General features: G+C 53.6%; 21 protein-coding genes. 6 read left to right on the forward strand and 15 right to left on the reverse strand.

Features of this window, described 5'->3' with window-relative positions; translation table 11 throughout:
* Positions 1–15: 15 nt before the first annotated feature.
* From INT19_RS01275 to ybaK, 4 genes are all read right to left on the reverse strand, one after another.
* A complete protein-coding gene (locus INT19_RS01275; RefSeq protein ID WP_193059400.1) occupies positions 16–1,056 on the reverse strand; it encodes an AbrB family transcriptional regulator in 1,041 nt (346 codons plus the stop codon).
* 171 nt (positions 1,057–1,227) lie between these two features.
* Positions 1,228–2,085: a PA4780 family RIO1-like protein kinase gene (locus tag INT19_RS01280; RefSeq protein WP_193059401.1), complete on the reverse strand. Its 858-nt coding sequence runs from the start codon at positions 2,083–2,085 to the stop codon at positions 1,228–1,230.
* 50 nt (positions 2,086–2,135) lie between these two features.
* On the reverse strand, positions 2,136–3,533 hold the full coding sequence (gene dbpA, locus INT19_RS01285; RefSeq protein ID WP_193059402.1) for an ATP-dependent RNA helicase DbpA: 1,398 nt from the start codon (positions 3,531–3,533) through the stop codon (positions 2,136–2,138).
* 166 nt (positions 3,534–3,699) lie between these two features.
* Complete coding sequence (gene ybaK / locus INT19_RS01290) at positions 3,700–4,176, reverse strand: Cys-tRNA(Pro) deacylase (RefSeq protein WP_193059403.1); 477 nt, start codon at positions 4,174–4,176, stop codon at positions 3,700–3,702.
* A gap of 107 nt (positions 4,177–4,283) precedes the next feature.
* Between ybaK and INT19_RS01295 the strand changes: the two genes are divergently transcribed.
* The gene (locus INT19_RS01295; protein ID WP_038477378.1) at positions 4,284–4,472 is read left to right on the forward strand and encodes a DUF3008 family protein; all 189 of its coding nucleotides are present in this window, start codon (positions 4,284–4,286) and stop codon (positions 4,470–4,472) included.
* Positions 4,473–4,538: 66 nt separating this feature from the next.
* Here the strand turns inward: INT19_RS01295 and INT19_RS01300 are convergent, their stop codons facing one another.
* Complete coding sequence (locus tag INT19_RS01300) at positions 4,539–5,402, reverse strand: cation diffusion facilitator family transporter (protein WP_193059404.1); 864 nt, start codon at positions 5,400–5,402, stop codon at positions 4,539–4,541.
* A gap of 107 nt (positions 5,403–5,509) precedes the next feature.
* Here INT19_RS01300 and INT19_RS01305 point away from each other — a divergent pair, with 107 nt between their 5' ends.
* A complete protein-coding gene (locus tag INT19_RS01305; RefSeq protein WP_038477383.1) occupies positions 5,510–6,379 on the forward strand; it encodes a LysR family transcriptional regulator in 870 nt (289 codons plus the stop codon).
* Positions 6,380–6,575: 196 nt separating this feature from the next.
* The gene (locus INT19_RS01310; RefSeq protein WP_193059405.1) at positions 6,576–7,985 is read left to right on the forward strand and encodes a PhoH family protein; all 1,410 of its coding nucleotides are present in this window, start codon (positions 6,576–6,578) and stop codon (positions 7,983–7,985) included.
* A 98-nt stretch (positions 7,986–8,083) separates the two neighbouring features.
* Here INT19_RS01310 and INT19_RS01315 read toward each other — a convergent pair whose 3' ends face one another.
* From INT19_RS01315 to INT19_RS01340, 6 genes are all read right to left on the reverse strand, one after another.
* A complete protein-coding gene (locus tag INT19_RS01315; RefSeq protein ID WP_193059406.1) occupies positions 8,084–9,079 on the reverse strand; it encodes a YihY/virulence factor BrkB family protein in 996 nt (331 codons plus the stop codon).
* Positions 9,080–9,745, reverse strand: a complete 666-nt coding sequence (locus tag INT19_RS01320) for an alpha/beta hydrolase (protein WP_193059407.1) — start codon at positions 9,743–9,745, stop codon at positions 9,080–9,082.
* Between the two features lie 73 nt (positions 9,746–9,818).
* The gene (locus INT19_RS01325) at positions 9,819–11,588 is read right to left on the reverse strand and encodes an SLC13 family permease (protein ID WP_193059408.1); all 1,770 of its coding nucleotides are present in this window, start codon (positions 11,586–11,588) and stop codon (positions 9,819–9,821) included.
* A gap of 212 nt (positions 11,589–11,800) precedes the next feature.
* Complete coding sequence (locus INT19_RS01330) at positions 11,801–12,004, reverse strand: cold-shock protein (RefSeq protein ID WP_009101184.1); 204 nt, start codon at positions 12,002–12,004, stop codon at positions 11,801–11,803.
* A 202-nt stretch (positions 12,005–12,206) separates the two neighbouring features.
* The gene (locus INT19_RS01335) at positions 12,207–13,862 is read right to left on the reverse strand and encodes a GMC family oxidoreductase (RefSeq protein WP_193059409.1); all 1,656 of its coding nucleotides are present in this window, start codon (positions 13,860–13,862) and stop codon (positions 12,207–12,209) included.
* Between the two features lie 26 nt (positions 13,863–13,888).
* On the reverse strand, positions 13,889–15,400 hold the full coding sequence (locus INT19_RS01340) for a CoA-acylating methylmalonate-semialdehyde dehydrogenase (RefSeq protein ID WP_193059410.1): 1,512 nt from the start codon (positions 15,398–15,400) through the stop codon (positions 13,889–13,891).
* A gap of 137 nt (positions 15,401–15,537) precedes the next feature.
* On the opposite strand from INT19_RS01340, the gene INT19_RS01345 reads away from it, so the two are divergent.
* From INT19_RS01345 to INT19_RS01355, 3 genes are all read left to right on the forward strand, one after another.
* A complete protein-coding gene (locus INT19_RS01345) occupies positions 15,538–16,440 on the forward strand; it encodes a LysR family transcriptional regulator (RefSeq protein ID WP_193059411.1) in 903 nt (300 codons plus the stop codon).
* A gap of 89 nt (positions 16,441–16,529) precedes the next feature.
* Positions 16,530–17,165 carry a peptide-methionine (S)-S-oxide reductase MsrA gene (gene msrA, locus INT19_RS01350; protein ID WP_193059412.1) on the forward strand — a complete coding sequence of 212 codons (636 nt, stop codon included), beginning with the start codon at positions 16,530–16,532 and terminating at the stop codon, positions 17,163–17,165.
* 199 nt (positions 17,166–17,364) lie between these two features.
* On the forward strand, positions 17,365–18,747 hold the full coding sequence (locus INT19_RS01355) for an NAD-dependent succinate-semialdehyde dehydrogenase (protein ID WP_193059413.1): 1,383 nt from the start codon (positions 17,365–17,367) through the stop codon (positions 18,745–18,747).
* A 98-nt stretch (positions 18,748–18,845) separates the two neighbouring features.
* On the opposite strand, the gene INT19_RS01360 is transcribed toward INT19_RS01355, so the two are convergent.
* The 4 genes from INT19_RS01360 to INT19_RS01375 all read right to left on the reverse strand — a co-directional run bounded on the left by INT19_RS01360 (position 18,846) and on the right by INT19_RS01375 (position 24,414).
* The gene (locus INT19_RS01360; protein ID WP_193059414.1) at positions 18,846–19,325 is read right to left on the reverse strand and encodes a phosphatidylglycerophosphatase A family protein; all 480 of its coding nucleotides are present in this window, start codon (positions 19,323–19,325) and stop codon (positions 18,846–18,848) included.
* On the reverse strand, positions 19,325–20,098 hold the full coding sequence (locus INT19_RS01365) for a tellurite resistance TerB family protein (protein ID WP_193059415.1): 774 nt from the start codon (positions 20,096–20,098) through the stop codon (positions 19,325–19,327). The genes INT19_RS01360 and INT19_RS01365 overlap by 1 nt, the downstream gene beginning before the upstream one ends.
* A gap of 105 nt (positions 20,099–20,203) precedes the next feature.
* On the reverse strand, positions 20,204–23,269 hold the full coding sequence (locus INT19_RS01370; RefSeq protein ID WP_193059416.1) for an AAA family ATPase: 3,066 nt from the start codon (positions 23,267–23,269) through the stop codon (positions 20,204–20,206).
* Positions 23,266–24,414, reverse strand: coding sequence for an exonuclease SbcCD subunit D (locus INT19_RS01375; RefSeq protein ID WP_193059434.1), 1,149 nt, complete (start codon positions 24,412–24,414; stop codon positions 23,266–23,268). The genes INT19_RS01370 and INT19_RS01375 overlap by 4 nt, the downstream gene beginning before the upstream one ends.
* Positions 24,415–24,511 lie beyond the last annotated feature (97 nt).

A 24,511-nucleotide genomic window follows, 5' to 3' on the forward strand; every position in this document is an offset into this window, starting at 1 on the left:
AATAGACAGATGTAGTTAAGAAGATTGGCGACGCAATAGCCAACGAGCCCAAAAAGGGGCCAAGATCATCAGTGTGACCATACGCAGTAAGTGGTGAAATGCTACAAACACGGGGTCGATATTAAGCGTGACAGCAAGAATAGCCATTTCACCGATGCCACCGGGAGCCAGCGCTAATAGGGCTACGTCACGGCGCACGCCCAACAGCTGATGGATCAGTTCAGCAAACAGTGCTAACACCACCAGTGCAAGCAGCGTCGCCACCCCCGACTGCCATAAATAACGCCCGAGCAGGCGTCGTGTCATGCCTTGAAAACGCGAGCCAATCGCGCTGCCTAGCACCCACAACATGAGGTTCATTCCCCAACCAGGCAACGTAAGGCTTGCCAGCCCAAACCCAGATAGCAAGGCCGCCATAATAAGCGGCGCAAGTAACGCCGAACTTGGAATGCGCAGCCACCGGCCCACGGGTAATAAGAAAGGAATAGTGAGCAGCATCCAGCCGTGCTCAAGGGCAGCCTGGGCTGGTCCAATGTCACCTGCACCGCCTTCAAATGCCCAAAACAGGGGAGGCAGAAACAGGATAACGAGAATAATCCGTAGTGACTGGGCAATGGCGATGCGTTGCGGGTCGCCGCCACATTGATCGCCAAGCATAATCATGGCCGTCATGGCCCCTGGCGATGCACCAAACCAAGCACTGACCGGGTCGAAGCCACAGCGACGATACCACGCCGCGGCAACCGCGGTGGATGCCGCAACACCGGCCAGCAAGAGTGCCGCCGAGATTGGCCAGTCCAGCACACGATGGGCAAGCTGCGGCGTTACTTGGCTGCCCAGCACCAACCCCATGACCGCTAAAAATACGTTGCGCAGCGGCTCCGGTACGCCAACGCTAATTCCTTTTGCCGATACCAGCAGATTGGCAATCAGCGGGCCTAGCATCCAGGCTAGCGGTAAACCGGAGAGATGAAAAACGATGCCGCCCACGGCGCCTACGGTAAGCGATGTTACAAGTCCCTTTGCACTTTCTGCGCTGACACGGATGCCCTTCACGCTCTCCTCCACCCTAACCTTTAACGTTAAAACGCAATTGTTAACCTGCTAAGCGTAGACGTTAGATTACCACTGCTAAGGGCTTTCGGGTGTTATGAGCTAGTTGTTAAGTGCTAGTTGTTCAGTACTAGACTTTAAGTCACTGATATTAGGTGTTAAGTACTGCTATTTTTAATCTTCGTCATCATCACCGCGGATGCGCGCCTGGCGATCAGCCTCTTCCTCAATGGCATCATCAATCACTTCCAATAGCTCATCGACATTGGCTATGTGGCTATCAAGCTCAAAATGGCCAGTCAGCTTACTATCAGGGTGTAGCTTGCCTGCTTCATACAAGGCCCACATTTCTTTACCGTAGTGAGTAGTCAGTAGCTCGGGGGCAAAACGACCGAAGTAGGCGCGCATATTATCAACATCGCGCTCTAGCATTGCCGCCGCGCTGTTGTTACCCGCCGCATCCACCGCCTGGGGCAAATCGATAATCACCGGCCCTTCGGCGTCAACCAGCACGTTGAATTCAGATAAGTCGCCATGGATCAAACCTGCGCACAGCATTCGCACTACGTCCTGAATCACTTTGGCGTGGTAGCGCAGCGCTTGCTCCTCGGTTAGTGTCACTTCGCCTAAACGTGGTGCTACGTTACCCTCGGCATCGCTGATCATTTCCATGAGCAGTACGCCATCAACAAAACCATGCGGCTCAGGCACGCGCACATCTGCGGCAGCAAGACGATACAGCGCATCGACTTCTGCATTCAGCCACGCCTGTTCCTGCTCTTTTTGACCGTAGCGAGTCTTTTTGGCCATGGCGCGCGAACGACGACTATTACGCTCCTTGCGCCCTTCTTGGTATTGCACGGCCTGCTTAAAGCTACGCTGTTTAGCTTCTTTAAAGACCTTGGCGCAACGTACTTCTTCGCCGCAGCGCACGACATATACCTGCGCCTCTTTACCACTCATTAACTGCACCAGCACCTCGTCGATCATTCCATCATCGACCAGGGGCTGTAATCGCTTAGGGATTTTCATGGTTAGCTGCGTCGGCTCCTCTTTACTATCTGTGCACACTCATTAATCGATCAATAGCGAATACGGCGGACGCGGAAAGCGCGCCCTTTAAGCTTGTCACGTTCAAGTTTGGCCTGGGCTTTTTGAACAGCACCATACTCCACCGCCACATAAGCACTGCGGGCCAGCACTTTAATTTTGCCTACCTGATCGCCACGCAGGCCACCTTCGCTGGTTAGTGCCCCCAGGATATCACCTGGACGCAACTTGTCTTTCTTCCCCCCCGCCAACTGCAGTGTTGCCATAGGCGGTTCAAATGGCACTGAATGCTGGGGTTTGGGCAAGGGTTCGGTGGTAATCGGTTGTTCTAGCAAGCCTTCCAACCGCTCCAGCCGATAATGCTCCTTAGGTGTGACCAGCGTACAGGCAATGCCGCTAGCCCCTGCGCGCCCGGTTCGCCCTACTCGATGCACGTGAACATCAAGCTCACGGGCAATCTGATAATTAAACACCGCGTCTAATTGGGCAATATCTAAACCGCGCGCAGCAACATCCGTTGCTACTAGAATAGACGCACTTTGGTTAGCAAACAGAATGAGGCGACGATCACGATCTTTCTGCTCTAAGTCGCCGTTGAGCGCCACGGCGCTAAAGCCGGCATCCACCAGTTGCTCAGCCACTGCCTGAGTTTCGCGTTTAGTGTTGCAGAACACCACGCTGGTCGCTGGCCGATAAACCAGTAGCAGCTGTTGAAGGGCCGCGAAACGCGCCTCTTCATTGGCAACGTCATAGAAGTGTTGATCAATAGTAGTGGCATCATGAACCTCGGCCACTTTGACCATCACTGGCTCACGCATAATGCCGCGGGTCATAGCAGTCAGGCCACCTGAAGCCTGATCGTCTGGGAATGTCGCACTAAACAGCAGCGTTTGGCGATCAGCTGGGGTCTCATCAATGATCGCATCAATGGTGTCTTGAAAACCCATATCGAGCATACGATCGGCTTCATCAAGTACCAAGGTGGTAAGCGACCCCAGTGTCAACGAGCCTTTGCGCAAATGCTCGTCGATACGCCCCGGCGTACCCACAACAATATGCGCACCATGTTCCAAGGAGCCTAGCTGTGGCCCAAACGGCGCTCCGCCGCATAGGGTAAGCACTTTAACGTTGGGCAACCCACGCGCTAAACGGCGTAGTTCTTCGGCCACCTGGTCGGCGAGTTCTCGGGTGGGGCACAGCACAAGGCCCTGTACAGCAAATGCTTCTACGCGCAACTCAGCCAGCAGTGCCAAGCCAAAGGCAGCGGTTTTCCCCGACCCCGTTTTGGCCTGAGCCAACACATCACGCCCCGCTAACATCGGTGGCAGGCTTTGCGCCTGCACAGGCGTCATTGCGTGATAGCCAAGGGAATCTAAGTTGCTTAAAAGCGCAGGAGAGAGCGCAAGCGATGCAAAAGAAGTGTCAGACACAAAATTATCCTGAAGGGGCTATATTGCCCAGCAAACCTATAATGTGAAGCACCATACCAGAAAGCGCCAACCTATGCCTTGGCAAGGATAGGCGAACGGTACAACATGGGTGGTTGCTAGCCCCATAGATGAGTGGTTGCTAGTTCCATAAATAGTAGATCAGAGATTAGGAAAGAGTCGTTGCTAGCGCCGCAAAACGCCCCTGGCATAACACTGCTAAGTCGTTCGGAGCAAGCTCAATCTCCAGCCCACGTCGCCCCGCGCTTACATACAGTGTCGAAAATGTCTGCGCCGAGTCGTCGATAAACGTAGGCAGACGCTTTTTCTGGCCCAGCGGGCTAACACCACCAAGCACATACCCCGTGGTCCGTTCCACATCACCTGGCGCCGCCATTGACGCTTTTTTCGCCCCTGCCGCTTTAGCAATTTGCTTTAACCCCAGCTGGCTGGTGACCGGTACAATACCAACTGCCAACTGCTTACCATCCAGGGTAACTACCAAGGTTTTAAACACTTGCTGAGCGGCAACACCCAGTTTTTCAGCTGCCTCCAGCCCGTAAGATTGCGCAGCAGCATCGTGTTGATACTCATGGATCTGAAACGCAATTCCCGCGTGTTTCGCGCTATTAATCGCCGGTGTCATGGAATTCTCTTAAGTTAACATCGTCAGCTCGTCTGGAAAGAGCACTGCTCTCTGCTAAGCTTAATATCGTGATTGGTTTAAGGAAGTCAACTGACAGGAGTCGACCTATGAAAGCAACTTCCAAAGCGCAGCAGAAAGCCGCGGGAGCGGCGCTTTCTGCCAAGCGTGGTGAAACAAAGCCTAGTGAACTTTATGATTCCTCTAAAGACATGTATGACTCAATGAGCGAAGAGGAACTTGAAGAGATGGCAAGCACCCAGCGCAAAGGTAAGCCTCAAAAGAGAGCAAACGACTAAACGCCTATCGGCAACGGCTCAGGTTGCGGCAGCGCTGTCACTGCTGCCTATTCTGCTGCTAATAAATTAAGTTACCAATGTAATGCTGGTCACTGCACGCAGGTTACGCAGCTTACAATGCTGCTCCACGCTTTCGACAATCTCTTCAGCATCATTGATTTGCTGCTTATCTAACTGAATATCTACCATTAAAAAACTACCAACCTGAGCTAAACGCACGTCGTCGTTGGTAATATCGAAATCTGCCACCTTTTGCACTACGTCCTGGCGAACGCTACCCAACGGTTCGCCAAACATCAATTCGCGCAGCGCGCCACGCATCATACGAATAGGCATCGGCAAGAAGTATCCGGCGATAATCAGCACCATCACAGGATCAGCAAAACGCGCCAGATGAGCCCAAGGAGTAAGCGTTAAACCCCATGTGAGCGCAAAGCCCAGCATCACAGCGGCACTCAGCCATGTGTCCATTTGCCACTGGCGCAGCTCGGCGGCCAGCAGTGATGAGCGCGCAATTCGAGCATAGCGTTTCAACCACCACCAAGTCAGTAAACAGCCTGCCACATTCACCACACCAAACATCAACGCAAGATCTAACGTTACCAGCCGCCCGCCTTGCGCAAGACTCCACACAGCAGACACCATTGAGAACAGGCACACTAACGCGATCACTACGCCTTTAAGCAGCACAGCCAACGGCTCTACGGTCAGCCGCCCAAAGGGGTAATGATTATCTGCCGGTTTGCGCGCCTGCTTTAACGCAAACAACGACAGCGACGCCAGCACTAAACTTAATAGCGAATAGCCACTATCGAATAAAATAGTAATTGATCCACTGGCAAGCCCGAGCGCAAGGCCGGTAAAGGCAAACAGGCTGGCAGAGACAGCAGAAAATCTGAGCGCACGGCGCTCGGCGACAAAGGGGGTCACGCGAAATACTCCAGTAAAGTATGTTAAACCCAACGCATCATAGTGAGTACACTAACGTTTCACCAATCGCTCAGCGCCAACTTTCTTGGCTCTCAATGGAGTAACCCATGCGCGCAGAACAAGTGCAGGCGTTTATTGACGTTACTGAACATGGCTCCTTTGCAGCGGCCGCGCGACACACCGGGATAAAGCGCAGCACGCTAAGTGCCACAGTGAATGCTTTGGAAGATAGTCTTGGGGTCGTGCTGTTCGAGCGTTCAGGCAATAGCCTACAACTCACTGCAGTAGGTGAAAGCGTGCTGCCGGACTGCTACCGACTGCTGACAAGTGCCAGCCGAATCAAAAAACACTGCCAACAGCACCTGCAAGGCGTAGAAAGCCAGCTATGCATTGCCAGGGATGATGCGTTGCCTGAAGCATTTTGGCGACAAGTCATGCACGATTTAAAGCAGCGCTATCCACTTACGGCCATCTCGGTATATTTATTGCCTCCCCAAGAGCACCCACAGTTCGTCCTTCGCCAAACCGTTGATATCGCCTTTGGGTTGTATACCGCTGAGGGTGCCGACGTAAATGCCAGTAATCTTGCACCGGTGAGCATGTGTCTAGTAGCGGCAACGTCGCACCCGCTAAGCCGCTTACCCAGTGTTACCCGCGATGATCTCGCCCAATATACTCAGGTGTGCTTAACCTATGAGCAGGGCGATAAGCTAGTCAGTGAGGCACTTTTTTCGACAAACTACCTCGGGCTGACCATGTTCGAGGTCATTCGCGATGCCGCCATCAATGGCACTGGCTGGGCACTGCTACCCTACCCATTAGTGAAAGAAGCCATAGAAAGCCATCAGCTTTGCGCGTTAAATCATGATCTCGCCCTGGACAGCCACTATTATCGCTACGTAGAAGGTGAAAGCCTGGGCGTGGTCGCCACCGCTCTGCTAACGAAAGTGTCACGCTTTTTAGGCACTACCCGTTGATGCTTTGTAATAACGTTGAAATAGAGCATTGGAAAAAATTGCTTATGCCTTCCACTCTGTTAAGGAACTTGTAAAAAAGTGCTAAATAAGGAGATCAAAAGGACACGCTAGAGAACCGGCACAGGTGAGTGTCATCTAAGCGTAAAGTGCATCTGCCAGTGTCGATGTTGCCGTCAACTAAGGAGTAGTTTCCACGATGGTACGACTCGATAAGAAAGCGACTAGGCTGTATGTCCTAGACACGAATGTCCTTATCCACGACCCCGCCGCGCTCTACCACTTTGATGAGCACGACGTCGTTATCCCCATGACTGTACTCGAGGAGCTAGACAAGCATAAAAACGGTATCAGAGAGATCGCCCGTACGGCGCGGCAAATTAGCCGTACTCTTTCCGACTTAACCAGCCAAGTCACCTTCGATGAAATCCAGAAAGGCATTCCTATTCCCCGCATCAGTGGTGAATCAGGCCGCCTCCATTTTTTGTGCTACAACGACCTTAAACCCTTCGACTCCCTTGATGACAACCCCGACAACCGCATTCTGGCGGAAACCTGCCGGTTACGCGATGAGCGTCCGGATGCTTCCGTCATCCTGATCACTAAAGACATCAACCTGAGGGTGAAAGCTGCCGCGCTAAAAGTGCCAGTGGAAGATTACCTGAATGATCGCGCCTATTCTGACAGCGATGCCATGATTGAAGGCGCACAGGTTTACGCCACTGCCGGACAGGATGGTGCTTCGCTGTGGGAAGCGCTCAATGTCGAGGTCACCGTTGAACGTGTCGACCACCACACCTTTTATCAGCTAAGTGGCAACATGCCTCGCCATTGGCATGTCGGCATGCTGGTATCCGATAGCGAAAATGGCGCTGAGTTTGAAGCCATTGTCCGTGAGCTTTCACCGTCATCTGCCCGACTACAGCTACTTACCAACTACCGTCACCATGCGGGCGTATGGGGCGTTCATGCCCACGATAGTCGGCAAAACTTCACCCTCAACCTACTGATGGACCCGGACATTGACCTGGTCACCATTGCAGGCAATGCAGGCACCGGCAAAACCTTTATGACACTCGCTGCGGCGTTCCAGCAAACACTGGACGCCAAACTATTTGAGCGCATTGTGTTTACCCGTGCGCCAATACCCATGGGTGAAGATATCGGTTTCTTACCGGGCACCGAAGAGGAGAAAATGTCACCGTGGATGGGTGCCTTCCACGACAATATGGACAACCTGTTGCGTAATGAAGAAGGGGAATCTAGCTGGGATAATGGTGCTACTCGGCAGTTAATTGGCTCCAGGGTGCAGATCCGCGCACCGAGCTTCATGCGTGGGCGCACCTTAAACGATACGTTCTTGATTATTGACGAGGCGCAAAACTTCACCCCTAAACAACTTAAGTCGCTGGTAACCCGAGCGGGTCGAAATACCAAAATTGTCTGTTTAGGCAACGTTGGCCAGATCGATACGCCCTACCTCACCGCCAACACCTGTGGCATGGCTGCTGTTGTCGAACGATTTAGGGATTGGCCCCATGCTGGGCACATCACCCTGAAAAGCGTTGAACGTTCACGCTTGGCACTGGCTGCCGAAGAGCTGTTGTAACGTTTGCCGCAAAAACCCTACCGATTCACACTTCCACTAAACAACACCGCCCAGCAAAGCTGGTCGGTGTTGTTTAGTAGCTATTATTTACCAGTTCATTAATCTCGCGATTGGTGTCGCGTATCAACATTTTCGCTATTCCAGGGGTTTTCAACACCTACCGTGTCGGCAGCAAATGCCTGACGTTCGCCAAGTGAACGAGCAGCTCCCACCGTTGTGTCGTTGCAGGTCTGGCGCTCCATTTCGCAGTTGAGTTCGGCACCAAACAGCACCACAAACGCTGACAGCCAAAACCACAGCATTAGCGCCACAACAGCACCAAGAGAGCCATACAGCTCACTAAAGGTAGAAAAGTAACGTACGTAAAGCGACAAGCCACCTGAGCCTAGTAACCACATAGTGGTGGCAAACAGCGTGCCATAGCTTAACCAGCGCCACTGGGCAGAACGTCGATAAGGCGCGTAACGATACAGCAAAGCAATAAGCACGCTCATCAGTAACAACAGCGCGGGCCAACGCAGCCATTTCAAAACACTATCCACCGGTGGCTCAATCGTCAGCGCATCAACCACTATCGGCACAATGGCGATAAACCCCAGTGACACTAGCGTCATTATGATCAAACCAAAGGTCAACGATACCAGCACGACACCACGTAGCAATAACGGGCGCTTTTCGTGTTCGCCATACACTACGTTTAAGCCAACCACTAACACAGAAACACTTTTCGATGCGATGTACATGGCCACTAACAGCCCCGCAAGCGCTGTCATCACATTGCCAGACTCTGTCGTTTCGACCACCTCTTGAGCCTGCTGATCAATCAAGTTTGCCGCATCCGGTGGCATAAAGCGGCTAATTTCGTAAAGCTGGCGGCCTGCCTCAACAGGATCAAACAGCAAACCCCAAAGAGAAATAACGGCGGCAATGGTCGGAAATAACGCCAGCAGGGCATAAAAAGCGATGCCCGCGGCAAAGATAGTAATCCGGTCCCGACGTGCAGCACGCACTACACGCCAAATAATATCGAGCCACCCCTCACGAGGGATATCACCAGGTACGCCAGCTCTACGACCTCGGTACTGCTTACCCACTTAGCCCAACCGCTCGCTCAACCACTTGCCGATATCATTTACCTGCTGCGGGCATAGCGCATGCGCCATCGGATACTGACGATAATTAACCGTGTAGCCCATTTCTTTTAGACGTTCGACACCACTGCGGCCCAGAGTTTCAGGAACGATGGGGTCGAAATTCCCATGGTGTGCTTCGATGGGTATATCACGATTGGATTCAGCTAAATCGATGCTATCGGCCGTTGCAAAATAGGTCGACATGGCCAACAGCCCGCCAAGAGGCTGAGGGAAAGAGAGGGCCGCCTGATAAGCGACTGCGCCACCCTGGGAAAAACCCGCTACGATAATACGACGGCTGTCGATCCCTTGATCAATCTGTTCTTCAATCAGTGCCTGGATACGTTCAGCAGACGTTTTCAGCTGCGCTTCATCTACCCGACGCCCTAAGTCCATAGCGAGAATGTCGTACCACGCAGGCATCACCATGCCGCCATTAATAGTGACCGGCAAGCGCGGCGCATGGGGCATAATAAAACGCACATGCGCTGAGTCCGGTAGCGTCAGGGCTGGCACTAGCGGCTCAAAATCGTGCCCATCGGCACCCAACCCGTGAATAATAAACACGCACGCATCGGCGGGTTGACCATTTTGCGGTTCAATAATCAGTTCGCCTGGGGCTGTCATGGGCTCTTTCCTTGCTAACGTTAAAAGCGCCACCCTAGCGTAAAGTGACGCGTTGGGCGAGTCATTTGCCTGCTTAAAGCGGCCAAACCAGTGGAATAAGGGTTAAGGCAATGGCTCCCGTCAATAGGTTTAAGCCACCACCAACGCGTAAGAAATCACTGACCCGGTAGCCGCCAGGGCCATGCACCATGAGGTTCGTTTGATAACCAATAGGCGTCAAAAAACTCGCCGAGGCAGCAAACATTACTGCCACCACGTAGGGCATCGGGTTAACCCCCAGGCTTTCTGCTGCAGCCATAACCACCGGAAAAATGATCACCGCAGCGGCATTATTGGTTACCAACTCGGTTAACATTGCCACGACGCAATAAGTGGCAATTAATAGCAACAGCGGGTTACCCGCCACCAGCGATAGAACACTGCCCGCCAGGAAATCCGCCGCGCCGGATGTTTGCAGCGCAGCCCCCACCCCGAAAGATGCTGCAATGGTCAGTAACACTTGCGTATCCAGGCCACGCTTAGCAGCGCCCACGGAACAACAACCGGTTAACAGCGCGAGCGCCGCGCCCAACATGGCAGCATTGAGCATACTTAAGACACCTAATGCCGCCAACAGCACCGCCCCCAACAGAATCGCCCATGCCAGCGGGGCTTTTTCATGAACAGGTCGCGCTGAACCGTTCAACTCACTAATTAAAAGAAAGTCTTTCGATTGGCGGTGGCGCTCAATGAACGGAGGGCGTGCTTCTAACAGCAGCACATCAGCAGGTTGCAAACGGACTTGACCTAAGTTGCCGGTTACCCGCTCACCGCCACGACAGATTGCTAATACAGCAGCGCCATACAGCGTTCTAAAACGGCCGTCACGAATCCGCTGTCCAATAAATTGACACTGGTTCGATACCACCGCTTCAACCAAGCGGCGCTCTTTAAACTCTTTTTCCAAACTCGACGCCGCATCACGAGAAGGGATGAGTCCACGAATCTGCTGTAGCTCTACAGCGGCGTCCGAGGTGCCCACAAAAACGAGTCGGTCGCCTGCCTTTAGTTGCTCGCCTGGCCCCACCACACTCACCACATTACCTGCACGCTCAATTTCGACTAGAAAAAGCTCTTGAAGGTGGCGTAACCCAGCTTCTTCCACCGTACGATCAACCAGCACCCCTGCAGGATCAACTTCCATTTCGATAGTGAACTCGCGAGGGTTAGCAAACGCTTTTGACATCCCCTCTCGTGAGGGCAATAAGCGTGGCCCTAAGAAGATAAGATAAGCAAGACCCACCAGCGCAACAGGGACACCTACCCACGCTAAATCAAATAGCCCCATCTCAAGCGCGGGATAGCGCTCTACTAACAAACCATGCACAACTAAGTTAGTACTGGTACCAAACAGTGTAATGGTACCGCCTAGAATGGAAGCAAAGCTGAGCGGCATTAAAAGCCGTTGAGGAGAAAGCCTTAGTCGCCGACTCCAACTCATTACAGCAGGGATGTAGGTAGCCACTACGGGCGTGTTATTGAGAAAACCGCTCAGCGATGCCACGGGTAACAGCAGCCGAACAAGCGCCCCCCGCTCACTGTTAGGGCGACCCAGTACATAGCGAATAATCAGGTCAATGCCACCCGTTTCACGAATACTGGCAACCAACACATACATGAAGGCCACGGTAAATAAGCCACTGTTAGAAAAACCGCCCAGCGCCTGTTGCGGATCAATGACACCCAAGGTCATTAACACTACGACGGCACCAAGCAGAATAATGTCCGGCCCCAGTCGAGACAGTGTCATTAACGGGAAGATAGTCAGCACTACCCCCACGGCTATCCAAGCATCCAGCGACATATCCTGCATCCCTAACCTAAAATCTTAGGAGCATTGTGCCGCTTCGAAGATATTCTAAAAAGTTATTTTTAGAAACACAGTAAGAACAAAAAGGAATATAGGCGCATGGAGTGTGCAGGGTATTGACTAAGTAGCAACGAAAAAACCCCGCTTTCGCGGGGTTTTTTAGCATATTAGCGTTAGCCGCTAACAGCGAACATCATCGTTTCTAATTAAAGAACTTTGATGTTAGAAGCCTGAAGGCCTTTTTTACCCTGAGTAACGTCGAAGGAAACCTTCTGACCGTCTTGCAGAGTTTTGAAGCCGTCAGCTTGAATTTCAGAGAAATGCGCGAACAGATCGTCGCCATTGTCGTCCGGAGAAATGAAGCCGAAGCCTTTAGTGTCGTTAAACCACTTAACGGTACCAGTTGCCATGATCGAAATCCTCGATGTAGCTTGATGTAGAGCCGGGTAATACCCGAGTTGCAGTGGGTAGAACAAGAAACTTTCACCAGACTAAACGCTTGGGCGTTTCGATACTGCTGACAACGTTCGACTTGCTAACCAACTGCATTCAGTATGCGCTTAACTTAGCCGCACGTCAATACTATAGTTAAAAAAAATGTCAGGGTGATGACTAGTCCGCGGACACCATCCACCCTGCTGCTTTCTCAGCAATCATTAAGGTAGGTGAGTTGGTATTACCGCTGGTAATGGTCGGCATAATACTGGCGTCCACTACTCGCAGACCGCTCACGCCCTTAACACACAGTTTGGAATCCACCACGGCCCCCGGATCGTCATCGCGGCCCATTTTCGCCGTCCCAACGGGATGAAATATAGTGGTACCGATATCGCCCGCCAATTTGGCCAGCTCTTCGTCACTTTGATACTGCACCCCAGGCTTAAACTCTTCTGGCTGATACTTAGCGAATGCCTGCTGCTCGGCAATCCGCCGCGTAACCCGCAATGAGTCTGCCGCCACCTTGCGGTCTTCTTGCGTGCTCAGGTAGTTAGGCTCAATGGCGGGCGCCGTTTGTGGATCACGGTTTTTGATCCTTACCGAGCCACGGCTTGTGGGGTTAAGGTTGCAGACACTGGCAGTAATCGCCGGGAAGTCGTGTAACGGCTGGCCAAACGCATCCAGGCTTAATGGCTGTACGTGGTACTCGATGTTGGCGTGCTGATACTCGTCAGAACTACGCGTAAAGATACATAACTGAGAAGGCGCCATGCTCATCGGCCCCCGACGTTTCAGCACGTATTCTAAACCAATCATGGCTTTACCCAACAGAGTACTGGCCATGGTATTGAGCGTTTTTGCCCCTTTTACTTTATAGACGGAGCGAATCTGCAAGTGATCCTGCAAGTTTTCGCCTACGCCGGGTAGCGCTGACACCACATCAATACCGTGTTGTTGTAATAGCTCGGGCGCGCCAATACCGGAAAGCTGCAGAATCTGTGGCGAACCGATAGCGCCAGCACTCAGCACAACTTCTTTATTGGCTGTCACGTTGATCGTTGTGCCTTCACGCAAAAGCTCAGCGCCCGTGCAGCGTGGTTGGCCATCTTGTGGTTCAAATAGCAAACGATTGACGTGGGTAGAGTGCCAGATCGTTAGGTTTATGCGTTGCTTGATCGGCCGCAAAAACGCTTTAGAAGTATTCCAGCGCCAGCCATTGCGCTGGTTAACTTCAAAATAGTTAACGCCTTCGTTATCACCACGATTAAAATCGTCAGTGCGCGGAATACCCGCTTGCACCGCCGCTTCAGCGAAATCATCTAGCACTCGCCAGCTTAAGCGCTGTTTTTCGATCCGCCATTCGCCACCATGGCCATGATAACGGCGATGATCGGCATCACCATCACCGCCTTCATCCAAACGGTGGTGGTTTTCGTGTTTCATGAAATCTGGCAAGCAGTTCTCCCACCGCCAGGCGTCATCGCCGGTCAACTCGGCCCAGTGATCGTAATCCCGTGCCTGACCACGTAGATAAAGCATGCCGTTAATGCTGGAGCAGCCCCCCAGCGTTTTACCCCGGGGGTAAATCAGTGAGCGGCCATTGAGCCCTTTGTCAGGCTCGGTACGAAACAGCCAGTCTGTGCGCGGGTTGTTGATGCAGTAAAGATAGCCCACCGGGATATGAATCCAGTGGTAGTTATCCGGCCCGCCCGCTTCAATTAGCAGCACCTTATTATTTGGATTAGCGCTGAGTCTATTAGCCATCAGGCACCCTGCGGTGCCTGCGCCGATCACAATATAATCGAAGTTATTATTAGTAGCATGTGACATGAACTGGCTCCCGTAACGTAATGGCGTTACTTCGCCGTAGGCATCACAAACTCAGCGCCTGAATCAATAGAGTCTGACCAGCGCTGCATAATGGATTTCTGTTTGGTATAGAAGCGCACGCCCTCTTCGCCATAAGCATGCGTATCGCCAAACAGCGAACGCTTCCAACCGCCGAAACCGTGCCATGCCATGGGTACCGGAATGGGCACATTGATGCCGACCATGCCCACCTGAATACGGCGACCAAATTCCCGCGCAACGCTACCGCTCTCAGTGAAGCAGCTCACTCCGTTACCAAATTCATGGTCATTGATCAATTGAATGGCGGTGGCAATATCCGGCACTCGAATACAGGCCAGCACTGGGCCGAATATCTCTTCTTTGTAAATGGTCATCTCGGGAGTGACATGATCAAACAGAGTACCGCCCATCCAGAAGCCTTCGCCACAGCCGTCGCCGGTTTGCGCGGCATCGAATTCTCGGCCATCCACCACCAAGTGTGCACCTTCTTCTACGCCTTTATTAATGTAACCGGTAATCCGCTCATGGGCCTGACGGGTGACAATCGGGCCCATTTCCGCATCCAACTGCATGCCGTCTTTAACTTTCAGCGCCTTGGCACGTTCAGCCAACTGAGCCACCACGCCATCCGCCACATCGCCCACCAGCACCGCCACGCTGATCGCCATACAACGTTCGCCCGCCGAGCCGTAGGCAGCGCCAATCAAGGCATCCACGGCTTTATCCAGGTTGGCATCCGGCATCACTACCATATGGTTTTTAGCGCCACCCAGTGCTTGCACCCGCTTACCGTGCTTAGCACCGCGCTCGTAAATCAGGTTAGCAATCGGCGTAGAACCAACGAACGACAACGCTTTAACATCCGGATGGTCGATCAACGCTTCAACGCTGTCTTTATCGCCCTGAACCACGTTGAACACACCATCCGGCAGACCCGCCTGCTTGAGCAGATCGGCGATCATCAGCGAGGCGCTAGGGTCAAGCGGACTAGGCTTAAGAACAAAGGTGTTACCTGCAGCAATCGCTACGGGGAACATCCACATCGGTACCATGACAGGGAAGTTGAACGGCGTAATGCCAGCCACTACGCCCAATGGCTGTCGCATGGTCCAGTTATCAATCCCCGTACTCACCTGCTCGGTATAGTCGCCCTTTAACAACTGAGGGATACCGCAAGCGAATTCAACGATATCAATCCCCCGGGCAACTTCGCCCTGGGCATCGGTAAACACTTTGCCATGCTCTTTAGTAATTGCTTCCGCCAATGCATCTTTATGGGTGTTGAGCAGCTCCAAAAACTTGAACATAACCCGTGCCCGACGAATGGGCGGGGTGTCAGCCCAAGTAGGAAATGCCGCTTTAGCGGCTTGCACAGCACTATCGACATCGTGTGCAGAGGCAAGCACCACGTTTCCGGTGACGTTACCCGTCGCAGGATTAAAGACATTTTGAGAGAGACCCGAGCTTCCCTGGCTGATCTGCCCGTTAATGAAATGATTAATAGTGGTTGTTGTCATTTGGCTACCTTTATAAGCAGATTAAAATACCGAATTAAGTACTGACAGATTAACCAGCTCTGTGAGGCAATCAATTGAGTAATTTTTAACCCAGATATAAACTTTTCAAATAACACAACGACAACAGGTGCTCGCTTATGCAAGAAAACTCAGCGCTACGGGCATTTGTAGCCGTCGCACGTACCGGAAGCGTTTCACGGGCAGCTGACCAGCTATGCCTGACTCAACCCGCCGTCAGCCTAAAGTTGAAGCAACTTCAGCAGCACTTAGGGTTAACCCTATTCACCCGTCGCCCTCAGGGATTAACGCTAACTGCCGACGGCTATGCGTTATTGCCCGCCGCAGAAAATGCCCTGGCCAGCGCCCTGGCCTTTGAGCAACGCGCTAGCGCTTTGCACAGCACCCTGCGAGGAAAACTAAAAATCGGCACGATTGTTGACCCGGAATTTATTCGCCTGGGTAAATTTCTCAGCCGATTGATGGCTCGCGCCCCTCAATTGGAAACCGAGTTGCATCACGGGATGAGTGGCAACGTATTAACGAAGGTAGAGCAAGGCGAACTGGATGTGGGCTTTTTTCTCGCCCCTCCCGGCGAAGGATCAGGAAGCGAAATCCTTGCTTGGCGTGAGCTGACCCACTTCCACTATCACGTCATTGCCCCAGCAGGCTGGGAAACCAAACTGTTAGACACTCGCTGGGAAGCTCTAGCCAAGCTTCCCTGGATAGTCACGCCCTCAGTCTCGGCACACCACCGGCTGCTAGAACGCGTCCTAACCCCAAGTGGCGCCACGCCTAATAGGGTTGCCCAAGTAGACCAAGAAGCTTGTATGCTGGATTTAGTACGTGCGGGAGTGGGTCTAAGCTTAGCAAGGGACGCGCTGGCAATGGCCGAACGCCAGGAAAGCGGTTTGGCTGTAGCCGAAAATATTCGCCTGCCCTGCGCACTTAGCATGATATGGCGCAAAGAACGCGCTGCGGAGCCGACGCTCAAAGCGGCATTGGATACGTTAGACACAGTATGGCCTTACCGGCTGGGGTAGCGAATAGGTTATGTAAGGTAGTCGCCAACGTTGCCACTAATCGACTCTACATCGAGCGATAACTCACCACGTCCACCGGAGTGCTTACCATGATTCGATTCCACCTTTTTCGCCCCTTATCTCAGCCCTTAACGCTGTGTGTTATAGCTGCCGCAGGTCTCGCCAGCACGCCACTCCATGCCCAGTCTAATGCGGAAGCCACGTTTGCTGGCGGCTGTTTTTGGTGCATGGAACCGCCCTACGATAAGCAGCCCGGCGTCAGCGCCACCATCTCTGGTTATATGGGCGGCGAGCTTGAAAACCCTACCTACGAACAGATTTCTCGCGGTGGAACTGGCCATGTCGAAGTGGTGCAAATTACCTACGACGACAGCAAAATCAGCTACGAACAGCTGCTAGAGATTTTCTGGCGCAATATTGACCCCTTCGCCGTAGACCGCCAGTTTTGCGACAGCGGTGACCAGTACCGCTCAGCCATTTTTTACCATAGTGATGAACAACGAGAGCTAGCAGAAGCGTCGAAAGCTGAAATGGAAGCACGCTTTGACCAGGCTATAGCGACTGAGATAGCCCCTGCCAGCGAGTTTTGGGAAGCTGAAGAGTACCACCAGGATTACTATGAAAAAAATCCGCTACGTTACCGGTTCTATCGTTTGAGCTGTGGTCGGGACAATCGCCTGGAAGAGGTATGGGGCGAAGAGGCAGGAGGGCCGATATTTGAGTAGCCTACCCTTAACGCGCAAGTTTAACGGAACATTTTTTACCGACGACTGCCCTAGAGGGAGCGCTGTAGTTAAGACGCTAACAATCAATTTGGGCAAACCGACGTTTTTTTACTAGAGTGGAGGATCAGCATTAATAGACCAGTCGGCTAATAACTGATCTATTCTTTAACGCCCCGTTGATCAAAAGATAGGAGATCTTATGAGCAACAGCATCACAACCATCAACCCAACCACCGGCGAAACGCTTGAGACTTATGCGCTAATGGATGCCAGCCATGCCAAGCAGATTGTCGAGGCTAGTCATGAAGCGTTTCTCGACTGGCGGCTTAAACCACTTGAACAGCGCGCTAAGGTAGTGAAAGCCATTGGCGAGGCGCTTAACGCCAATAAAGAAGAGCTTGCTGAACTGATGGTGAAGGAAATGGGCAAGTTACCCAACCAAGCCCGCCAGGAAGTCGAGCTTTGCGCAGGTATATGCGATTACACCGCGAAGCATGGCCCCACCACATTAGCTGACGAAGAGCGCAACCCCAGCAACGGCGAGCGTGGCATTGTTACTTACTCACCCATGGGCGTTATCTATGGCATACAGCCGTGGAATTTCCCTGCTTATCAGGTAGTGCGTTACTCCATCGCCAACATTATGGCGGGTAATAGCGTGCTCCTGAAACATGCTGAGAATGTCACTGGCAGTGGCCTACTGCTCGAAAAAATTTATCGTGAGGCTGGCCTACCGGAAAACGTTTTCCGCGCGATCATTATCTCTCACGATGTATCTGATGAGGTGATTGCACACAAGGCGGTTCGTGGCGTTACGCTTACGGGTAGTGATGGTGCAGGACGTAAAGTGGCGGCAAAAGCCGCCGAGCACCTGAAAAAAACCGTACTGGAATTGGGTTCAAACGATGCCTATTTGGTGCTGGATGATGCCGATCTCGATGTTGCCGTCAAAACCTGCGTCACTGGCCGAGTGTTTAATACCGGACAGACCTGCGTGGCTGCAAAACGCTTCGTGGTGACCGATGCCAACTACGAAGCGTTCAAAGAGCGTTTTGTGGAAAAAATGAGGGCGCTGAAAGTAGGCGATCCCAGGGCAGATGACACCGACCTAGGCCCCATGGCGCGGGTTGACCTTCGCGATGCTCTCCACGAGCAGGTGGAACAGAGTGTACGCAAAGGCGCAAAAATTCTCTGCGGCGGCGAAAAACCATCTGACAAAGGCGCGTTTTACCCAGTGACCGTGCTGGATAACGTGACGCCCGGCCAGCCCGCCTACGATGACGAGCTATTCGGACCCGTCGCGGCGCTGATTCGCGCTAAAGACGACGAAGACGCCATGCGCATTGCTAACGACAGCCGTTATGGCCTCGGTGGTGGCATCATCTCTAAAGACGTGAAGCGTGCCACTGAGCTTGCCAGCAAGTACTTCGACACTGGCATGGTGTTTATCAATGGCTTTGGCGTTGCCACCCCGGAAATGCCGTTTGGTGGCGTTAAAAACTCCGGTTATGGGCGTGAGCATGGTGGTTTTGGCATGCTTGAGTTCGTTAACGCAAAGTCGGTCATTGTTGTTAAAGAGTGAGGCGGTAAACGCTCAGAATCATAGGTCATGAAAAGAGCGCGCCGCTAGCTTTCAACAGGCTAGCGGCGCTTTTTTGGTTACTAGTATTGTTATGGGTTTTAGTGTTGTTCAGCGGTTCGGCGCTGCCAAAATCTCACTATTAGGGCCATCACTCCCCACGTCACTAACGCCGCAATAACATCGTCTAACACAATTCCGAAGCCACCCTGCACATACTCTGCCAAATGAATTGGCGGCGGCTTCAGCGAATCAAAGAAGCGATAAACTCCAAACGCCAGGGCCATAACGAGTGGATTTCGGGCGGCTGTTAGCCCCAATACCGCTAGCGGGAACGCGACATATTCGTCGGCGACGATGCTGCCATGGTCAGCACCCGCAAAGTGCAGCGAAGCTGCATGACATACTGGAACAGCTGCAGCAACTAACAGCCCCGTTATGGCCGCTTGCTGACGGGTTGGCTTACTTAACAACCACCATGCTAATGGAATTCCCAGCAGCGAACCTACCGTACCCGGCGCCACCGGCGCTAGCCCCAGCCCAAAGCCGGTGGCTAGCCAAAAATTAATGGTATCCAGCATTAACCGGCCTGCTGCGCCTGGCGTTCAAGCTCGGCAGCCATGTCGGGCGAGAGATTCAGCGCACTTGCCAATTGATCCAACCAAGCGCGCTCCATGGGATTTTGATCATCAGTGACAGCGACGCTGATCAGATACATCTCGCGGGCAGCCTGGGGGGAGTCGGCTTCACGGGCAAGTGTCTGAGCATCCAGCGGGGCATTGAGCTGCTGCTCGACCCAGCGATGCATCTCCTGATCGGCACCTAGCGCATCGATCTGCTCTGTGATGAGTGCCTGCTCTTGCTCATCAATGTGGCCATCGGCCCTGGCGGCCATAATCATTGCTTGCAACAGCTCAAGGCTGCGCCGCTCTTGATACTCACCGCTAAGCACTTCTACCCGTTCGCCCTCGGATGCATTTTGAGCAGCACTGGACGAGTTAGCAGCATTTTTCCCTTCCTGAGAGCTTTGCCATGCTTTCCAGGCCAGCATGCCCACACCAGCAATTGCGCCGTACTTGAGCGCTTTACCGCCCATGCTACGACCACGCTTAGAGCCAATGAGCATGCCCATTGCGCCACCACCTAACAGGCTCTTCATATCAAAACCGCTAGAGCCGCCCCCTTGCCGCGAGCCCTGGCCTGCGCTACTGCTACCACCGCCTAGCTGGCGCGATAGCCCATCAATAACGCCTTTAACATCGAAACCGCTTCCGCTGTTTCCACCACTGTTTCCACTACTTCTGCTACCGCTGGCCTGCTTCATCAACTGTTGTAAAATCTTGCTTGCGTTCATCCTTGCACTCCTAAGTGGATAGTATCTCTAGGGCTCGCTAGACGATTCACTTCCGTTATAAAACATGCTGTATGAACGCAGCATGAATTAACGCCACCCCAGGCATTAAAGAAGCGTGCCCTTCACTTCCACCGAGCTACCAAGTCGGCTGGCACGCACTTCAACACGGACAGGCATTTGCTCTTTGAGTTCGCTGACATGAGAGATAATCCCGATCATTCGCCCGCCCATTTGTAACTCACTGAGCATAGCAATCGCTTGGTCTAATGCATCCTGATCAAGGCTACCAAAGCCCTCATCAATAAATAGCGTATCCAACTGAATCCCGCCTGCGTAGGCCTGTACCACGTCAGAAAGCCCTAGTGCCAACGCCAAGGCCGCCATAAAGGACTCGCCGCCGGAAAGCGTCGCTACCGAGCGACTCTTGCCAGTGTAGGTATCGGCCACATCCAACTCCAATCCAGAGGCTTTATTGCCCTTGGATGGGTCTTCGCGGCGTACCAACTGGTAGCGCCCGCGGCTCATACGCACCAGCCGTTCAGACGCTTGGATCAGTACGTCGTCCAGCAGCACTCCTAGCACAAACCGCTGCAAGCTAATGCGATTACCGGTGCGCCCGTTAGCCACTTCGCTTAATGTCCCCCACACCCGATACTGGGCTTCAAGCTCGGCCTGGGCCGCACGGGCAGCGGTAAGTTTCTGGCGAACTCCCTGCAACGTATTTAACCGCCCATCTAGCGCCCGCCACGCATCGAGTTGAGTGTGCTCCTCCGCTTGGGCGGCTTCGGTGAGTGTGGTGAGTGCGGCGAGATCTGGCGGCGTTTTTTCGGCCAGCTGGGCGTGATAATTGTGTAGCGCGCCGTCAAGATCAGCCAAACGGCGTTGATAGGCCTCTACTTGGCGAGCCAGGTCTTGCCGTTGGTTATCCTCTAGCTGAGCCGCCTGATAAGCAGCTTCACTTTCAAATGAACTAGCTTGTAGCGCCGTTTGCCACTCAGCCTGGACCTGCTCAAGTGCTTGCTGGTTACGCGCCAGCTGCTGGTTTGCGCTGCGCAGCTGCTCTTCTGCCCGCGCCTGCTGGGTCTGGCTCGTCGAAAGCACCTGTTGTGCTCGCTCCCAGGCCTGTTCAAGCTCAGCAATTTGGTTATCAAGTTCAGTGAGCGTTTGGCGCATGGCCAACGGGTTACGGGCATCTTCTGGCAGTGATTGACTTAATTGATCGCGCTGGCTCTCTAGCCGTAACGCCTCCTCTTTGGCCTTTTCAACCTGAGGCCGCTGGACTTTGATCTGTTTGTCCAGCGTGCCCCAGCCGCTACGTAGCTCGTCACGGGCAGCGCTTTGCCGGTTAATCTCACTCTCGACATGTTGCCGACGTGCGACTTGGCAGCGCAATTGTTCGCAGGCTTGTTGCAACTCAAACGGCGGTTGGCTGGCCCACTCACCAAGCTGGTGACGAAGTCGCTGCGCTTGCTCAGCGTTATAGCTAAGCTGCTGTGCTAGCTGTTGCTCCTGACGCTCGGCGGTTTGGAAGGCGTGGCGGGCCTGCTCCTCAATTGAGCGGGCTTCTTCTACCTGCGCTTGGGTAACGATATCAGCATGCTGAACCGCTGGGGATGGGTGTTCAAGGCTGCCACACACCGGGCAAGGCGCGTCCTCTTCCAGGGTGAGCGCTAACAGTGCGGCTTGCCCTTGGTGCCAGCGCACCTCTTGCTCAGTTGCGTGGCGTTTAGCCTGCTCTGCTTCCCTTCGCCGACCTTTAAGCGCCGCCGTTGCCTGCTGTTGTTGAGCGACAAGTTCGCGCCCCTGCCGTATCAGCTCCTCCAACTCCTGTCGCTGAGCTAGCAGGCTCTCATGGCGGCTCAGCTCTGCAGGGGCGCTGGCCAACTGCTGACTTTCCGTTTGCAGCTGCTCAAGAGTAATGCTTAGCGCTTCACCTTGCTGGCGAATACCGTCTAATTGAGCTTCATCACGCTTAAGTATGTCATCGGCTTGTTGCCAAGCGTTTTGTGCCGCTTGCCAGCGCGCTTCAAGCTCACTTAACTGCTGGCTTCTGTGGATAAACTCTCCCAACTGACGATGGCGCTCGCGCAGTGCAGGGAGTTCGATCTGGCGCTGGCGTGTCGCTTCAAAGGTACGTTTGGCTTGCTCAGTATTCGTACGCTGGGTAGTCAGCGCGGCATCGGCCTGTCGCTGCTCTTCCTGGGCGGTAGTGAGTGCCTGCTGGGCTTGGACTAACGCAGCACTGTAGGGTCGTAGCGCTTGAGCGTGGTCGCTTTGGGTCAAGCGGTTCTGAGAGGCCGTTATTTGCGCCTGCTGCTCAAGGTGGCGTGCTTTCTCCGTGGCAAGGCTGTCCCGCGCTTCAAATTGGCGCTGTAACGCTTGGGCTTCATCTCGTCGCTGTTCAGCACTACGGCGCTGCTGCTGAGCGGTTTCAAAACGCTGACGCGCTTGCCCTACTTGCGGGGTTAGCGCCTCTACTTCTTGCGCCAATGCTGCTTCGCTTTCCAGCTCGCCCCCGGCCAAAATGCCGCTGATATGCTGGCGGTGATCATTCACCGCTCGCTCAATTTGATTCGCCTGGGTACGCAGGCGCTCTTCAATACGCTGAAAAATCTGGGTTTGAAATAGCTGCGAAAAAATCTTCTCGCGATCTTTCGATTCCGCTAACAACAGTTCACGAAACTTCCCCTGGGGGAGCACCATTACTTGGCGAAATTGATTAGCATCCAGACCTATTAAAGCGTGTAGCTGGCTGTTGGCATCGGTGACCTTACGCGCCACCAAACATTCATCCTTATCACCCTCCGGGGTAAGCCGCCACAGCTGGGCTTCAGCGCTTTGTGTGGTAGTGCCTTCACCAGTCGCCTTGGGGCGCTCCTGCTGGGGCACCCGGCGCACTCGGTAAGCACTATCGCGCAGGCGAAAATCCAAGCTCACCTCGGTCAACAAGCTAGCAGCAGCTTGGTCACAGCGCATTTGCCCGGCATCGCGGTCATTACCAGTGGTCTGGCCGTAAAGCGCAAAACAGATGGCATCTAATATCGAGCTCTTCCCTGCGCCCGTGGGGCCATTAATCAGAAACAATGGGCTTTTGCCCAGCGCAGTAAAGTCGATCGTTTCACTGCCTGCAAAGGGGCCAAACGCCTGCATGGTGAGCGTCAACGGCGTCATAACTGGCTCTCCTGCTCACGACTTAGGGTGGTGATGAGCTCACGCATGGCACTGGCCTGCTCATCACTCATGTTGCCCCCGCTGGTTTGGCTAAAGAAATCACTAAACATATCCAACGCGCTGAACTGCAGCCGTTCGCGATCTAACTGCTGACGCCCTTGGGCTTCCAACATGCCGGGCTTTTCTAAATGCAGCACGTTGGGGTAGACCTCGCGTAGCTTGCCCATGGGGTCAAGAATCGCGTGGCGGTCGGTCATCCGCACTAACAAATAGTCATCGGCTTGGGGATCGGTTCTGCCTAGTGTTAGCAGCTCGGCCAGCTCGCCTTCCAACACACGCACCTCTCGGCGCGGCGTCAGCGGGCGGTGCTCGATCTGCCTCACGCCTTCGGGGCCAATATCCACCAGCGTGACGCCTTTGCGCTGGTTGGCCTCTGAGAAGCTGTATTTAAGCAACGAGCCGCTGTAGCGAATATGTTCACCACCGCGATATTGCGGCCCATGAAGGTGGCCTAAGGCGACATAGTCAAACGACTGCATCGGCTCCCAAGCAACACTTTCCGCGCCCCCCAAGGTTAACGGGCGCTCTGAATCGCTGGCACTGCCGCCATCCACAAAGCAGTGGCTCATAAGCACAGTCGGTCGGCCCGCTTGACGCTGGGTGTTGATACGTTCGACTAAGTAACGGTGGGCGCTGTCGAAATCGCGGACATCCACCGAAAACTGGCTGCGCACATACTCCGGGTCAGCGTAGGGAATACCGAACACATCCACCTCTTCCCCATTAACCGACAGTGTCACCGGGTGATCGCAGGCAGATAGATCAGACAAAATATGCAGCCCTGCTTGGCGCAGGTGGCGCGCCCCGAAGCCGAGTCGCTCAGCGCCGTCGTGGTTGCCGGAAATCATAATCACCGGTAGGCCACGCTTTTCACATAGCTCACCAAGCACCTCATCTAACAGCGTGACGGCAGCGGATGGCGGCACCGAACGGTCGTAGATATCGCCTGCAACCAGCACAGCATCCACCGCATCGCGGTCGATAATATCCAGTAGCTGGTTCAGTACATGGCGCTGGTCTTCCAGCAGGGAGAGGTTGTGAAACAGCCGCCCTAGGTGCCAATCGGCGGTATGAAGTAGTCGCATGGCAGGCTCAACGCAAAAAATATGCCCCATCATAGCAATCTGCATTCCAAACTGTCCGTCACGCAGCACAAAAAGCTTTCTACCAAAGCTTTCTACA

It is taken from the genome of Halomonas sp. 3A7M (assembly GCF_014897875.1).
Taxonomy (GTDB): Bacteria; Pseudomonadota; Gammaproteobacteria; order Pseudomonadales; family Halomonadaceae; genus Vreelandella.

Coding starts and splice junctions, on each gene's coding strand:
- INT19_RS01295 (WP_038477378.1), top strand. CDS start 4,284: ATGAAAGCAACTTCCAAAGCGCAGCAGAAAGCCGCGGGAGCGGCGCTT.
- INT19_RS01305 (WP_038477383.1), top strand. CDS start 5,510: ATGCGCGCAGAACAAGTGCAGGCGTTTATTGACGTTACTGAACATGGC.
- INT19_RS01320 (WP_193059407.1), bottom strand. CDS start 9,745: ATGACAGCCCCAGGCGAACTGATTATTGAACCGCAAAATGGTCAACCC.
- INT19_RS01360 (WP_193059414.1), bottom strand. CDS start 19,325: ATGCTGGATACCATTAATTTTTGGCTAGCCACCGGCTTTGGGCTGGGG.
- msrA (WP_193059412.1), top strand. CDS start 16,530: ATGATTCGATTCCACCTTTTTCGCCCCTTATCTCAGCCCTTAACGCTG.
- INT19_RS01340 (WP_193059410.1), bottom strand. CDS start 15,400: ATGACAACAACCACTATTAATCATTTCATTAACGGGCAGATCAGCCAG.
- INT19_RS01310 (WP_193059405.1), top strand. CDS start 6,576: ATGGTACGACTCGATAAGAAAGCGACTAGGCTGTATGTCCTAGACACG.
- INT19_RS01355 (WP_193059413.1), top strand. CDS start 17,365: ATGAGCAACAGCATCACAACCATCAACCCAACCACCGGCGAAACGCTT.
- INT19_RS01325 (WP_193059408.1), bottom strand. CDS start 11,588: ATGTCGCTGGATGCTTGGATAGCCGTGGGGGTAGTGCTGACTATCTTC.
- INT19_RS01280 (WP_193059401.1), bottom strand. CDS start 2,085: ATGAAAATCCCTAAGCGATTACAGCCCCTGGTCGATGATGGAATGATC.
- INT19_RS01335 (WP_193059409.1), bottom strand. CDS start 13,862: ATGTCACATGCTACTAATAATAACTTCGATTATATTGTGATCGGCGCA.
- INT19_RS01370 (WP_193059416.1), bottom strand. CDS start 23,269: ATGACGCCGTTGACGCTCACCATGCAGGCGTTTGGCCCCTTTGCAGGC.
- ybaK (WP_193059403.1), bottom strand. CDS start 4,176: ATGACACCGGCGATTAATAGCGCGAAACACGCGGGAATTGCGTTTCAG.
- INT19_RS01375 (WP_193059434.1), bottom strand. CDS start 24,414: ATGCGACTACTTCATACCGCCGATTGGCACCTAGGGCGGCTGTTTCAC.
- INT19_RS01330 (WP_009101184.1), bottom strand. CDS start 12,004: ATGGCAACTGGTACCGTTAAGTGGTTTAACGACACTAAAGGCTTCGGC.
- INT19_RS01365 (WP_193059415.1), bottom strand. CDS start 20,098: ATGAACGCAAGCAAGATTTTACAACAGTTGATGAAGCAGGCCAGCGGT.
- INT19_RS01345 (WP_193059411.1), top strand. CDS start 15,538: ATGCAAGAAAACTCAGCGCTACGGGCATTTGTAGCCGTCGCACGTACC.